This window comes from Bilifractor sp. LCP21S3_A7, from assembly GCF_052118825.1.
Lineage (GTDB): Bacteria > Bacillota > Clostridia > Lachnospirales > Lachnospiraceae > Bilifractor.
The window spans coordinates 12,973-27,365 of record NZ_JBQKGL010000004.1; the positions used below are offsets into that span (position 1 = coordinate 12,973).

At 52.4% G+C, this 14,393-nt stretch carries 15 protein-coding genes; all 15 read left to right on the top strand.

Annotated elements, in window-relative coordinates; translation table 11 throughout:
* Positions 1-32: 32 nt before the first annotated feature.
* The 15 genes from epsC to ACTQ1O_RS04550 all read left to right on the top strand — a co-directional run bounded on the left by epsC (position 33) and on the right by ACTQ1O_RS04550 (position 14,047).
* Entirely contained in the window at positions 33-1,028 is a 996-nt protein-coding gene (gene epsC / locus ACTQ1O_RS04480; RefSeq protein ID WP_441486301.1) for a serine O-acetyltransferase EpsC, read from the top strand.
* Between the two features lie 291 nt (positions 1,029-1,319).
* The gene (locus ACTQ1O_RS04485; protein ID WP_441474146.1) at positions 1,320-1,784 is read left to right on the top strand and encodes a GlcG/HbpS family heme-binding protein; all 465 of its coding nucleotides are present in this window, start codon (positions 1,320-1,322) and stop codon (positions 1,782-1,784) included.
* A gap of 645 nt (positions 1,785-2,429) precedes the next feature.
* Positions 2,430-4,094: a propanediol/glycerol family dehydratase large subunit gene (locus tag ACTQ1O_RS04490; RefSeq protein WP_441101287.1), complete on the top strand. Its 1,665-nt coding sequence runs from the start codon at positions 2,430-2,432 to the stop codon at positions 4,092-4,094.
* A 9-nt stretch (positions 4,095-4,103) separates the two neighbouring features.
* Positions 4,104-4,820, top strand: a complete 717-nt coding sequence (locus ACTQ1O_RS04495) for a propanediol/glycerol family dehydratase medium subunit (RefSeq protein WP_441486302.1) — start codon at positions 4,104-4,106, stop codon at positions 4,818-4,820.
* Positions 4,820-5,224: a diol dehydratase small subunit gene (locus tag ACTQ1O_RS04500; RefSeq protein ID WP_441486303.1), complete on the top strand. Its 405-nt coding sequence runs from the start codon at positions 4,820-4,822 to the stop codon at positions 5,222-5,224. Before ACTQ1O_RS04495 ends, ACTQ1O_RS04500 begins: the two co-directional genes overlap by 1 nt.
* A gap of 242 nt (positions 5,225-5,466) precedes the next feature.
* Positions 5,467-7,284, top strand: coding sequence for a diol dehydratase reactivase subunit alpha (locus tag ACTQ1O_RS04505; RefSeq protein ID WP_441486304.1), 1,818 nt, complete (start codon positions 5,467-5,469; stop codon positions 7,282-7,284).
* Positions 7,281-7,619 (top strand): glycerol dehydratase reactivase beta/small subunit family protein, encoded by a 339-nt coding sequence (locus tag ACTQ1O_RS04510; RefSeq protein WP_441486305.1) that lies wholly within the window; start codon positions 7,281-7,283, stop codon positions 7,617-7,619. The genes ACTQ1O_RS04505 and ACTQ1O_RS04510 overlap by 4 nt, the downstream gene beginning before the upstream one ends.
* A gap of 94 nt (positions 7,620-7,713) precedes the next feature.
* Complete coding sequence (locus ACTQ1O_RS04515) at positions 7,714-8,301, top strand: cob(I)yrinic acid a,c-diamide adenosyltransferase (RefSeq protein WP_441474142.1); 588 nt, start codon at positions 7,714-7,716, stop codon at positions 8,299-8,301.
* A gap of 31 nt (positions 8,302-8,332) precedes the next feature.
* On the top strand, positions 8,333-9,106 hold the full coding sequence (locus ACTQ1O_RS04520) for a phosphatase (RefSeq protein ID WP_441486306.1): 774 nt from the start codon (positions 8,333-8,335) through the stop codon (positions 9,104-9,106).
* Positions 9,107-9,474: 368 nt separating this feature from the next.
* Complete coding sequence (locus ACTQ1O_RS04525; protein WP_441101280.1) at positions 9,475-10,314, top strand: class II aldolase/adducin family protein; 840 nt, start codon at positions 9,475-9,477, stop codon at positions 10,312-10,314.
* Between the two features lie 60 nt (positions 10,315-10,374).
* A complete protein-coding gene (locus ACTQ1O_RS04530; protein ID WP_441474140.1) occupies positions 10,375-11,766 on the top strand; it encodes an aldehyde dehydrogenase family protein in 1,392 nt (463 codons plus the stop codon).
* Positions 11,767-11,784: 18 nt separating this feature from the next.
* Positions 11,785-13,035 carry a zinc-binding dehydrogenase gene (locus tag ACTQ1O_RS04535; RefSeq protein WP_441486307.1) on the top strand — a complete coding sequence of 417 codons (1,251 nt, stop codon included), beginning with the start codon at positions 11,785-11,787 and terminating at the stop codon, positions 13,033-13,035.
* Positions 13,036-13,091: 56 nt separating this feature from the next.
* On the top strand, positions 13,092-13,409 hold the full coding sequence (locus ACTQ1O_RS04540) for a BMC domain-containing protein (protein WP_441101277.1): 318 nt from the start codon (positions 13,092-13,094) through the stop codon (positions 13,407-13,409).
* 22 nt (positions 13,410-13,431) lie between these two features.
* Positions 13,432-13,713, top strand: coding sequence for a BMC domain-containing protein (locus ACTQ1O_RS04545; RefSeq protein ID WP_441101276.1), 282 nt, complete (start codon positions 13,432-13,434; stop codon positions 13,711-13,713).
* A 22-nt stretch (positions 13,714-13,735) separates the two neighbouring features.
* The gene (locus ACTQ1O_RS04550) at positions 13,736-14,047 is read left to right on the top strand and encodes a BMC domain-containing protein (protein WP_441101275.1); all 312 of its coding nucleotides are present in this window, start codon (positions 13,736-13,738) and stop codon (positions 14,045-14,047) included.
* The last annotated feature ends 346 nt before the right edge of the window (positions 14,048-14,393 follow it).

Consider the following 14,393-nt stretch of genomic DNA (forward strand, 5'->3'; position numbering starts at 1 on the left):
CCGGAGCGGATGAGAGTTGAGGAGGGTGTTCTATGAATGATGAGGTAAAAGAGATGGCAGATGAGCTTGATAAGTTCATGAAGAATAAGGAGACCACAAGCGAAAAGACGGAGGCTCTGGTCGAGGAGATGCTGAAAAGCTATCGGGAATATCCGGTCAGCACCCGTCTGAATGTGACAAATATCCTGAACCGGGAGACATTGATCGATGTGCTGCAGAAGGTGCGTGAGATCCTTTTTCCGGGATATTATGACAACAGCAGGGTGCGGGCTGAATACGTGAAATATACGGTCGGCGAAAAAATTGAGTTTGTGCAGTATCATCTGACAAAGCAGGTGGCCATTGCGCTCGGCTCACAGGAAATCTGTGAGGAGTGTGAGCGGTCCGTTTTGCTGCAGAGGGCGGAGAAGATTGTCGATGATTTTCTCGATCAGCTTCCGAAGCTGCGGGAAATTCTTGCTACAGACATACAGGCTTTCTATGAAGGCGATCCTGCGGCATACAGTTTTGACGAAATTATCCTCAGCTATCCCGGCCTGATGGCAATTACCGTCTACCGGATCGCCCATGAACTGTGGAATCTGAAGGTTCCGCTGATCCCGCGGATTATGACAGAATATGCGCATGGCAAGACGGGAATCGACATTCATCCCGGCGCAACCATTGGAAAATATTTTTTCATCGATCACGGTACCGGCATCGTCATCGGCGAGACAACCGAGATCGGCGACCATGTCAAGATCTATCAGGGCGTGACACTGGGCGGCCTGTCAACGAGAAAAGGACAGGCACTGAAGGGCGTGAAGCGGCATCCGACAATCGGCAACAATGTCACGATCTATTCCGGCACTTCAGTTCTTGGAGGGAATACTGTCATTGGTGACAATGTGACCATCGGTGGCAACACGTTTGTGGTCCGGTCGGTTCCCGCGGATATGAAGGTCAGCGCGAGGGCGCCGGAGCTTGAGTATTCACATGGCCCATCGCAGGGTGCCGACAAGGATACTTATTGGGATTTTGTAATTTGAGGCGGATAGGGCCGTAAAGAATAGGGCGGGGATTTCCCTCTGTTTTGTCGGATGACAAAAGATGAAAGGAGGGAGATCTCTGTCCTTTTTGTGACGGAAAAACCACAGAGATGAACATTTTAGTGGATTTCTGTGGTTTTATTGACATTTTGACCGGATGCTCGTATACTTGAAATGAAATTGCAGAAGTCTGTGTAATAGATTTTTTCATAAATAATATGAGTATACGGTGATGCGGACTGCCGTGTGTTTTGCACGGCCGCAATCCGGCGGGTATTCCGGGGTGGAAGTATGGATCAGAACAGGATGACGGAAAATATCGTGAGTCAGATCAGAGGCAGCATTCCTCTGAAGACGGCGAAGGTTCTTATGGACCGGGTGGAGGAATATGCCAGGCAGAAGGGACTTGCCTGTGTCATTGCGGTCGATGATGCCCATGGCAATCCGATTGCGGTTCATGTTATGGAGGATGCCTTCCTTGTGAGTTATGAGGTCGCGACCCAGAAGGCCTATACTGCGGTCGCGGTGAAGATGTCAACGATGCAGGTCCATGAGATGATACAGCCCGGAGGCACCTTCTACGGGCTTGAGTCCATGAAAAACGGGAGAATCATCGGATTCGGCGGCGGCGTACCGTTGAAGATCGGAGACAAGATCGTCGGAGGTCTCGGCGTAAGCGGGGGAACCGGTGAGCAGGACAACGACGTGGCGGAGTTTGGCCTGAAGGTTTTCGCGGAGATTACCGGGCAGGCGTGACGTGTTCCGGAGCTGAAGGCGCCCGGACTCCTCACATCGGGAGAACTGCAGGTTCTCGGGATTGGAGTGCTGAATCGTCACATCACATCATCTTTAGAATTTATAGAGCGGATTAAAGAGTCGATTATAGAGTTGATTATAGAGTCGATGGAACATCATGGCGGATAGATACCTTGTGTATCGCCGCCATGTTTTTTTACGCGAACAGTGAGCCGCAGCCGAATGCGAAGTATTCGTGTGCGGCGAGCGTCGCGATAGCGAGATAAAACTCGCGCAGCGTGTTTTATCTCGCTATGTGGCTGCCGCGGAGGAACGACAAAAACTGGAGACGGATTTTTTTGTGAGAACAGCTGATATTGTGGAATTGTGTTGAGTTATTCCCCGATAAATGTGGTTTTTTGAAAGATTCGGCCCTGTTTCTATTGATAAACGATCATCCGGGATGTATAATGGATCCAAATACTATGAGTGGCACTGTCCGGATTGAGACAGGCAGATACTCTGGGTTTTTATCCTGTCCGGGACATGGGGTTTCGGACTTTCCGGGGGCATTCATTAAGTGCCCCGCATCCGATTTCGGTGATTATTGCGCCGGGATCAAATGACATGTTCACGTGATTTCAGACATTGCGGAGAAAATGAAGCATGAGAAGATCAAAGAGATTTGAGGTTCTGGACCAGCGTCCGGTAAATAAGGATGGCTATATCAATGAATGGCCGGAGATGGGCTTTGTCGCCATGAAGAGCCCGTATGATCCGAAGCCGTCTGTCCGGGTGGAGAACGGGCAGATTGTTGAGCTGGATGGAAAGAAACGGGAGGATTTTGACTTCCTGGATACCTTCATCGCGGATTACGCCATCAATATCGCACGCGCGGAACAGTCCATGAAGATATCGGCACTGGATATCGCGAAGATGATTGTGGATATTCATGTGTCAAGGAAAGAGGTTCTGGAGGTGATCTCCGGAATCACGCCGGCGAAGATGACGGAGGTCATCAATGAGCTGAATGTGGTTGAGCTGATGATGGGCATGCAGAAGATGCGCGCGAGGAAGAAACCCGGAAATCAGGCGCATATCACCAATCTGAAGGATGATCCGGTTCAGATTGCGGCCGATGCGGCGGAGGGCGCGCTCCGGGGATTTGCGGAGGAGGAGACGACGATGGGCGTTGCTAGATACGCGCCGCTGGATGCCATGGGTCTTCTGATCGGTTCGCAGGTCGGCCGGCCGGGTGTACTGACGCAGTGCTCATCAGAGGAGGCAACCGAGCTGGAACTCGGAATCCGGGGACTTACGACTTATGCGGAGACTCTTTCTGTATACGGAACGGAGAAGGTATTTATCGACGGCGACGATACGCCTTATTCAAAGGCGTTTCTGAATTCATCCTACGCATCCAGAGGACTGAAGGTCCGCTTTACCTCCGGCTCAGGCTCCGAGGTACTGATGGGAAGCAGCGAGATGAAATCCATGCTCTATCTGGAGTGTAGATGCCTCTATGTGACGAAGGGCTGCGGAAGTCAGGGGATTCAGAACGGTTCCGTCAGCTGCATCGGCATACCGGGATCGGTGCCTGCGGGTATCCGGGAGGTTCTGGGAGAAAATCTTGTGGCGGCACTTCTCGGGCTTGAGTGCGCTTCGTCGAATGATCAGAGCTTTTCCAACTCCGATATGCGCCGCACCGCGAGAACGATGCTGCAGTTCCTCCCGGGGACTGACTTCATTTTCTCGGGCTACGCAGCGGAGCCGAACTATGACAATATGTTCGCAGGTTCCAATTTTGACGCGGAAGACTTCGACGATTACAACGTCTTTCAGCGTGACATGCAGGTGGACGGCGGCCTGAGACCGGTAAAGGAAGAGGATGTCATCGCCGTCCGCAATAAGGCTGCAAAGGCTGTTCAGGCGGTGTTCCGTCAGCTCGGTCTTGCGGAGGTGTCCGACGAACAGGTGGATGCGATCACATACGCCCACGGCAGCAAGGATACACTTCCGAGAGATGTCGCGGCGGATCTGATGTCTGCGGAGGATGTCATGAAGCGGGGGATCACCGGCATCGATGTGGTGAAGGCGCTTGCCGACAGCGGCTTCACGGATGTCGCGGAGAGTGTGCTCTCCATGCTGAAGCAGCGTGTGATTGGCGATTATATGCAGACTGCGGCGATCCTCGACAGCGATTTCCATGTGATGTCCGGGGTGAATACGCCGAACGATTATATGGGACCGGGAACCGGGTATCGTGTGGAAGGGAAGCGCTGGGAAGAGATCAAGCGTATCCCGCATCGTATCAATCCTATGGATATTTAGGAGGACAGCATGCAGGTTTCACAGGAATTAATTGAGAAAATTACAGAAGAGGTTGTCCGTCAGATCCGAAGCCGCGGGAATTCCGGTTCGACTTACGACGCAAATGGTTTCCGCAGGGTAGTTGCCGGGGAGCTTGGGGAGGACGATATTCCCTCCATGGCGGGCAGGACCAGAATCAATGAGAATAAGAGCGATTACTCCGCATACAGAAAGGCGGAGAAGGGCACGGATCCGAAGGAGATCGTCATCGGCGTGGGCGCCGCGTTCCAGAGGGAGATCAAGAAAACTATCGGCGGAATTCCGCTCGACGAGGTCATCCGGAATGTAAAGGCTGGAATTGAGGAAGAGGGGATGATCCCCCGTGTGGTGAAAGTCCTTGACACATCAGACGTAGGATTTATGGCGCTTGAATCTGCAAAGCTGTCGGGTTCCGGAATCGGTATCGGGATTCAGTCCAAGGGAACGACCGTAATCAGCCAGAAAGACCTGTACCCGCTTTCCAATCTGGAGCTTTTTCCGCAGGCGCCGCTGATGACCCTGGAAACGTACCGGAGAATCGGACAGAATGCAGCGAAGTACGTCAAAGGGGAGAATGTTACGCCGATTCCTTCTGTCAATGATCCGATGGTCAGACCGAAGTATCAGGTAAAGGCGGCAATCATGCATATCGCGGAGACGGAGCAGCTGGATCCGAAGCTCGGAATCATTGAATGGGAGGAAAAATGATGCAGTATCCTTTGGGTGAACATGAGAGAGACCGTATTACTTCCAGAACCGGGAAGAAGCTGGATGAGCTTTCACTGGATGAGGTGAGGAAGGGACATGTGGCTCCCGATGACATCAAGATCTCCGCGGAGATGCTCCGTGCGCAGGGAGAGGTTGCGGATCAGGCAGGAAATGCCCCGATGAAGAAGAACTTCGAGCGTGCGGCGGAGCTGACCAATGTACCGGATGATGTGATCCTCAGAATGTACACCAAGCTCAGACCGAACCGGGCGACGAAGACAGAGCTTGCACGGATGGCAGAGGAACTTCTGGAAAAATATCAGGCGCCGAACTGCGCGAAGCTTGTTCTGGAGGCGGCTGAGGTGTACGAAAAGAGGGGGATCCTGCTTCCGGATCAGAAGTAAGCGCGCACGGAAAAAGGCATGCCTGAACGATGCGGCAGGCCGACGAAGCCGGTCACATGTGGCAGTTGCGAAGCAGCGGAGCAGGTGGCTTTATACATATTGCGGCGCTCCGCTTGCATGGCATGGGCGTTTACTACAGGAGCTGCTTTTGGAATATATTATCGTAATTTCCATCAGAAAATATCCATCAAAAAATTTCCATCAGAAAATATCCATCAGAAAATATCCGCGAGGTTAGGGCTTTGAGCATTGTAGCAGGTGTAGATATCGGAAATTCCACAACAGAGGTCTGTATCGGAGAATACAGTGAAGGGGAGAATTTGCGCTTCCTGTCCGGGGCTTCGGTCATGACGACGGGGACCAAGGGAACCGCGGCAAATATTCACGGGATCCTTGCGGCTCTGAAGGAAGCCATGGGCCGGATCGGCAGGGAAGTTTCCGGGATTGACCTGATACGGCTGAACGAAGCGGCTCCGGTTATCGGCGACACGGCGATGGAAACGCTGACGGAGACGATCATCACGGATTCTTCCATGATCGGGCACAATCCCTCTACTCCGGCCGGGGCCGGGCAGGCGGCGGGGGAACTGCTCTCGTTTGAAAGGCTGGACCGGGGACTGCCCGGGACACCGTACATTGTCTTTGTCCCGGGAAATCACGGCTATGAAGAGGTGGCAAGAAGGATTAATGAAACGGCCGGACGGCTGAATGTGGTCGGGATGATTCTTCAGGCGGACGAAGCGGTTCTTGTGGAGAACCGTCTTACGCGGAAGATTCCTATCGTCGATGAGGTGAAGAGAATCGACAAGATCCCGGACGGCAAGATGGCGGCGATTGAGGTAGCTCTTCCCGGTCAGTTTATCCGGATGCTCTCAAATCCCTACGGCATTGCCACACTGCTTCATCTCAATGCGGATGAGACGCGGACGGTGACGCCGATTGCCAAGAGCCTGATTGGAAACCGGAGCGCGGTTGTGATCCGGACGCCGAACGGAGACATCCGGGAGAATGTGCTTCCAGCCGGAGAGATTTATCTGGATGCGGAACATCCGGTCAGAATTTCTCTGGACGAAGGCGCAGATAAGATCATGAAAGCGGTCGGTGATGCGGGCAGAATCCGTGATGTGACCGGCCAGGCGGACACCAACGTAGGAAATATGCTCAGCCGCATCCGGAAGAGCATGAGTGAAGTAAGCGGAGAAACAGATGCGGATATTCATATCACGGATATTCTGGCAGTGGACACGCTTGCGCCGGTACTGATTTCCGGAGCACTTGCCGGCGAGACCTGCCTGGAGAAGGCGGTGGGAATCGCCGCGATGGTGCGTACGCAGCAGCTTCCGATGCGGCAGATCGCGGAGAAGCTTTCGGAGGTGCTGCACACCCGGACGACAGTTGCGGGTGTGGAAGCGGTCATGGCTAGTCTGGGAGCACTTACAACGCCGGGAACTGCCCTTCCGCTCGCTATTCTGGATATGGGAGGCGGATCGACCGATGCCGCGATTATCCGGGAGAACGGAAGTGTATCACTGACGCATCAGGCAGGGGCCGGGGAACTGGTATCCATGCTGATTCAGACAGAGCTTGGCCTGGACAACCGCTACATGGCGGAGCAGATCAAGAAATATCCGCTGGCGAAGGTTGAGAGCCTTTTTCATATGAGAATGGAAAACGGCGAGATGTATTTCGTGCAGGAATCCATTGACCCGAGATTTTACGGCAGAGTGGTTCTGCTCACGGAGTCGGGACTGGTCCGTGTGGAAAAGGATGTCCCGATGGAGCGGATCCGTGAGATCCGCCGTGAAGCAAAGAAAAAGGTATTCCTCACCAATGCGCTGCGGGCTTTGCGCTATGTGGCTCCGGATCACAATCTGCGGAAAATATCAAATGTGGTTCTTGTCGGAGGCTCGGCGGCGGATTTTGAGATTCCGGAGATGCTGATGGAAGAATTCGCCGGATACGGAATCGTCTGCGGCAGAGGCAATATCAGGGGAACGGAGGGACCGAGGAATGCGGTTGCGACCGGACTGGTGCTCTCCTACGGAGGCGAGAAGAAATGATCAGCCGGAGACCTTCGGTTTTTATTTATACGCATTGCGCAGACAATGATTTTCTGCGGGAGATACAGGCGGGAATTGAAGAAGAGAATGTTGTGTCTGAGGTCTTTGAGATGGATGAGTCTGACGCGGACATTTTGGCGTCTGACGCCTGCAATGCTTCGATGATGGGTTCCGGCATCGGGATATCCGGTGAGAATGTTTCCTTTCAAATGCGCGGCCGGAGGCCGGGGGAGTGTGTGTACAGCGTCCATATGCCGACCTTTGCCGCATGCAGGATCATCGGCTCCAACAGCGCGAGGGTGATGAAAAAACAGTGCCTCAGAGACCTGGAGTAGAGCCTTGTTGCTCTATACTCCTCAGGAAGAAGCTCCGGACAGAGGCATTTCAGAAATACCGGTATATGAAATTCGTATGAAGGACAGACAATCAATGAAAATCTATACGAAAAACGGTGATAACGGAAGGACATCTCTTCTGAACGGACAGAGCGTTCTGAAGACGGATGACAGAATCGAACTTCTCGGCACCATAGACGAATTGAACAGTCAGATCGGCATGGCAAAGGTGCTTGCGGACGATGAGCTCCGGGGAAGACTGACCCATATACAGAAGACGCTGATGTTTATTATGTCCGGGGTGGCCGCTCCCATGAAACGGGAATACCGTTTTGAGGAAACTGAGACGCAGAAGCTGGAAGGGTGGATCGACGCTACGGAGGATTCTTTTCCGCGTGTGAAGGATTTTGTACTTTATGGGGGATGCGAGGAATCCGCGAGGCTGGATGTGGCGCGCGCGGTTGCGCGGAGAGCGGAGCGAAGATTTCGCGTCGTCGCGCAGAAGTTTGTGGCAGACAAGAAAGCGATGCAGTACATGAACCGTCTGTCCGATTTCCTGTATGTTTCAGCCAGGTACGCGGATTATAAGGCGGAGAATATCCGGAGTGAGGGAGTCCGTCAGGAGGTGATCCGCGACATCCTGAAGGAACCGCACGGCTCCAGGAGGAGGATTGACAACTGAGCGGGAAGCAGGATAGGGAGGAAGGACAGAAATGTACGTGTGCGACATGCATACTCATTCAATCGCCAGCGGGCACGGTACTTCGAGTACCATCGCGGATATGGCGAAGGCCGCTGCAGCGAAGGGGATACAGGTGCTGGGCATTACCGATCACGGTCCCGCCACTGTTGCGGCAGGCACAGAATCGTACTTCAGAAGTCTGGCTTATGCTCCGGAGATCCGCTCGGGGGTTCGGATCTGTTATGGCGCGGAAGTAAATATTGTAGATTTTGCTGGAAACATTGATCTTCCGGATGACATACTGGACGGTCTGGATTATGCGATCGCCAGCATTCATCATCCCAATCTGAAGCCGGGGAGCGCTGTGGCCAACACCCTGGCTTATACGCAGGCAATGAGGCATCCGAAGGTGCGGATCATTGGTCATCCGGATGACGCAAGATATCCGGTCGACTATGAACTCCTGGCAGACGCGGCTGCGGAATATGGTGTCATTCTCGAGGTAAATAATTCTTCGCTTTCCCCTGACGGCTACCGGGGAGATACAAGACCGAATGACCTGAAAATGCTCGCGGCATGCAGAAAGCGAAATCTTCCGGTTATCATGGCGAGCGACAGCCACGGACCCGGTCATATCGGCGATTTCACCTGGGCGGAACAGATTCTGAGGGAGGTAAATTATCCGGCGGAACTGATTCTGAACAGCCGTCCGGAGAAAATCCGCGAGGCTCTGAGAATCGGAGAAGCCAGACGGAAACCTTCACGCAGCCGTCAGAGCGCGCACAGCGAACGTCCGGATGCATAGGCAAAGAGGTGAAGACTATCACGCAGCCGCCAGAGCGCGCACAGCGAACGTCCGTATGTGTTCGCAAAGAAGTGGAAGCTTTCGCACAGCCGGCGGACCGCACACATCGAATGTCCGGAAGTGTTCGCACGGAAGTGAATGCTTTCAAACGGCCGACAGACCGCAATGGAGAAGCTTCCTGGGCTTTGCGGGGCAGTTGATGAAACGAAGAGAAACCAACAAAATCGGTCCCGGAGAGGACTCAGAAACCACACAAAACAACACGATTCTATTGACATTGTTGAAGCGTATGATATAATGTCATCAGGATAAAAACCAACTAAACTCAAAACCAATCAAAATGATGCGTTTCAAGGAGGAAGTAGCAAATGGCTGTTAATGAGTTTGAAATTAAGAAACAGATCTGCGACATCGGAAAGAGAATCTACAACCGCAACATGGTTGCAGCGAACGATGGAAACATTTCCGTAAAGCTGGATGATCATACATTCCTTTGCACACCGACAGGCGTTTCCAAGGGATTCATGACTCCGGAATATATCTGCAAGATTGATGAGAAAGGCCAGGTGCTTCACGCAAATCCGGGCTTCAAACCTTCTTCTGAGATCAAAATGCATTTAAGAGTATACGAAAAGAGACCGGATGTCGGATCTGTCGTTCATGCTCATCCTGTATACGCGACAAGCTTCGCGATTGCAGGCATTCCGCTGACACAGCCGATTATGCCGGAGGCTGTTATCGCGCTCGGCTGCGTACCGATCGCTCCTTATGGAACTCCTTCCACAATGGAGATCCCGGACGCTGTTGAGAAATATCTTCCGTACTTTGATGCTGTTCTTCTTGAGAGCCACGGCGCGCTGACCTACTCTGTAGATCTGCTTTCCGCATATCTGAAGATGGAGTCGGTTGAGTTCTACGCACAGCTGCTGTATCAGTCAAAGATGCTGGGTGGCCCGAAGGAGTTCGACAAGGCAACGGTTGAGAGACTGTATGAAATCCGTCGTCAGATGGGTCTTCCGGGCAAGCATCCGGCGAACCTCTGCCAGAACAAGGGTACGCTGAACTGTCATAACTGCGGCGGTTCCTGCAGCAGTGACGGACTTGGCGAGCATACAGGATCCACATATGCGCATGGCGCTGAGAGCAATGCGGATACCGTTGCTGAAATCACCAAGAAGGTAATGGAGCAGCTCGGACTGAACAAGTAAACCGCCGGCCCGCATGGGCGGGCACGGCAAGAATTGTATAATATATCGGAGGTAATTATCGTGCCAGTTGATGAACGCATGGTGAAAAACATTGTTCAGGAAGTCATGGCAAAGATGAATATCAACGACAGCGCTTCCGGCAAGCACGGCATTTTCAAGGACATGAACGATGCGATTGAAGCTGCGAAGAAAGCCGAGAAGGTTGTCCGGGTAATGTCTCTTGATCAGAGAGAGAAGATCATCACCATCATCCGCCGCAAGATTCGTGAGAATGCGGAGCTGATGGCCCGCATGGCGGTTGACGAAACCGGAATGGGCAATGTTGGACATAAGATTCTGAAGAATTATCTTTGTGCAGATAAGATTCCGGGAACGGAGGATATTACCACAGAAGCATACTCCGGAGACCGCGGACTTACTCTTGTCGAGGAGGGCCCGTTCGGAGTCATTGGCGCAATTACACCCTGCACAAATCCGCAGGAGACAATTTTCTGCAACACAATCGGAATGCTTGCGGCAGGCAATACAGTAGTATTTAATCCGCATCCGCAGGCAATCAAGACAACAATCTACGCGATCAACATGATGAACGAGGCTTCCCTGGAGGCCGGCGGTCCGGACAACATCGCGTGCACCGTTGAGCATCCGACGCTGGATACCAGCTCCGTTATGATGCATCACAAGGATATTCCTCTTCTGGTAGCTACCGGAGGTCCGGGCGTTGTAACCGCGATTCTTTCCTGCGGCAAGAGAGGAATCGGAGCCGGAGCAGGAAATCCGCCTGCACTGGTTGATGAGACGGCGGACATCCGCAAGGCGGCGGAGGACATCGTAAACGGATGCACCTTCGACAATAACCTTCCTTGCATCGCTGAGAAAGAGATCGTCGCTGTACAGCAGGTCGTTGACGAGCTGCTGCACTACATGGTAACCGAGCAGGGATGCTATCTCGCATCCAAGGAAGAACAGGACGCTCTCATCCGCACCGTCATGGATGAAAAGGGCAAGCTGAACCGCAAGTGTGTGGGACGTGACGCCAGAACACTTCTGTCCATGATCGGAGTTGAAGCGGATCCGGGTATCCGCTGCATCACATTCGTCGGAGAAAAAGAGAATCCTCTGATTTCCACGGAGCTGATGATGCCGATTCTGGGTATTGTCCCGGCAAAGGATTTTGATGACGCTGTTGAGAAATGCGTATGGCTGGAGCATGGCAACCGCCATTCCGCCCACATTCATTCTCATGATGTGGAACGCATTACGAAGTATGCAAGAGCAATGGATACCGCAATCCTCGTCAAGAACGGCCCGTCCTACGCGGCTCTGGGCTATGGCGGAGAAGGAATCTGCACCTTCACCATCGCGTCCAGAACAGGCGAGGGACTTACAAGCGCCAAGACCTTCACAAAGAAGAGACGCTGCGTAATGGTAGACAGCCTTTGCATCCGCTGATCAGGAGGAAATTACAGAATGGATATGAATCAGAATAATATAGAGGAGATTGTAAGACAGGTACTTTCAAGCATGTCCGGAACACCGGCACCTGCGAATGCCCCTGTCGCGGCACCTGCCTCAAGCGGTCCGATTCCGAAGACCGCGCATGTGGCGATGCTCACAGCACTTCAGCACTATGATGTGAAGGAGTTCCCGATCCCGGAGGTCGGCGACGATGATATCCTCGTAAGAGTCGAGGGAACCGGAATCTGCGGAACCGATCAGCATGAATTCAAGAAAGATCCCTTCGGCCTGATCCCGGTTGCTCTGGGACATGAGGGAACCGGAGAGATTGTAAAGATCGGTAAGAATGTAAAGGTTGATAGCGCCGGAAATCCGGTAAAGGTCGGCGACAAGATCGTCACCTGCATGATGTTCAAGGATGATCCGGATATCACAATGTTCGACCTGAACAAGAAAAATGTCGGAGCGGCTGACGTATACGGACTGATCCCGGATGATGACATTCATCTGAACGGATGGTTCTCCGATTACATCTTCATTAAGGGTTCCCGCGGATCTACATTTTTCAATGTATCCGATATGGATCTGAAGAGCCGTATCATCATCGAGCCTGCCGCAGTTCTGGTACATGCGGTTGAGAGAGCAAAAACGACCGGAATCCTTCGATTCAACAGCCGTGTCGTGGTACAGGGCGTCGGACCGATCGGACTTCTGTGCGTAGCGGTTCTTCGGACCATGGGTATCGACAATATCACAACAGTGGACGGCAATGATTCCAGACTGGAGTTCTCCAAGAAGATGGGAGCGACAAAGACAGTCAACTTCATGAACTACAAGGGAATCGACAACCTGGCGAACGCGGTTGCGGAGACCTTTGACGGACATCTGGCAGATTTTGCCTTCCAGTGCACAGGATCACCGATTGCGCATTCCAATATCTACCATTTCATCCGCAACGGCGGCGGTCTGTGCGAGCTTGGCTTCTTCATCAACAACGGAGATGCCACCATCAATCCGCACTTTGATCTCTGCTCCAAGGAGATCAACCTCGTCGGATCCTGGGTATACACACTGAGAGACTACGTAACAACCTTCTCCTTCCTGAAGAGAGCAAAGGCAATCGGTCTTCCGGTAACGGATCTGATCACAGATGCGTTCCCACTCGACAAGATCAACGAGGCACATGAGTTCGCTCTGGCACAGAAGGGATTCAAGATCGCGGTTACAAATGTACCGCTTGACGGAAATACAAATAATCACTGATGATGCTTGACATCGATCGGAATGACTACGATACTGATTGAAAGGAGTGCAGGACAATGGCAAAGGCCGTGGGTATTCTGGAGGTTTATGGTCTGACGTGCGCCTTTGTGGCTGCCGACGCCGGATGCAAGGCTGCCAATGTCACACTGGAGGTTTTTGACAAGAATAAGCCTGCACATGCCGATGAGCTTCCGGTTCCTCTTCTCGTCACGGTGAAGTTCAGAGGAAATGTCTCTGAGGTAAACGCGGCGATGGAGGCCGGGATCGAAAAGGCAAAAGAGATCAGCGGAGTTGTGCAGCACTATGTAATTCCCAATCCGGATGATCCGGGTGTTGAAAAGATGCTGAAAATCAGCGCACTAGACAAGTTTTGAACTTATCAGGAGGATTTGAGAAATGTCACAGGAAGCTTTAGGTATGATTGAGACCAGAGGTCTTACAGCTGCTATCGAGGCAGCCGATGCTATGACCAAGGCAGCAGAAGTTCATCTGATCGGTACAGAAAAGATCGGATCCGGACTGGTAACTGTACTTGTCCGCGGTGATGTCGGCGCTACAAAGGCTGCCGTAGAAGCCGGAAGCGCTGCTGCATCCAGACTTGGAGAGCTGGTTGCCACACACGTAATTCCGAGACCTCATGAGGATGTTGAGTACATTCTGCCGCATAATCTCGAGTAATCACTGAAGGAGCTGACGATCCATGGGAAATGCGTATGGCTTTATAGAAATAGTAGGCGTAACCGCAGCTATGGACGCCGTCGATATCATGTGCAAGGCAGCCGATGTGAGGCTTGCTTCCTGGGAACGGAAGCTCGGAGGACGTCTGGTCACCTTGATTATTGAAGGAGATGTCTCCTCTGTACAGACAGCGGTTGACGCGGTCATGAGGGAGTGCATCAAGAAACCAACTCTGAAAGCGGTCATTGCGAACCCACATGAGGAAATTGTAAAAATGGTTCAACTGAGCGCAAGCAGATGGAGAACAGTGGGAGATTACGCATGGCGGAAATAAAGAAAACGAAGGTAAATCCTTCCGGTAATGAAGAAAAAGCCGCAGCTGCGGAGCAGAAGAAGCCCGCAGAGAAGAAGATTATTTCGGAAACCGTGAAAAATATGGATGCCAGCACAGCAGAACCGGCAGAACCCGCAAAAGCGGAGAAGCCTGCAGAAGCAGAGAAGCCAGTAAAAGCGGAGAAGCCTGCAGAAGCGGAGAAGCCAGTAAAAGCGGAGAAGCCTGCAGAAGCGGTAAAGCCCACAGCGCCGGAGAAAGCAGTGGAAATGGCAGAAGCGGACAGCAGGGATTCAATAACCGAATCAGAAAAGACAGAAACCGTTCATATCGAAGAATCAGATAAAAC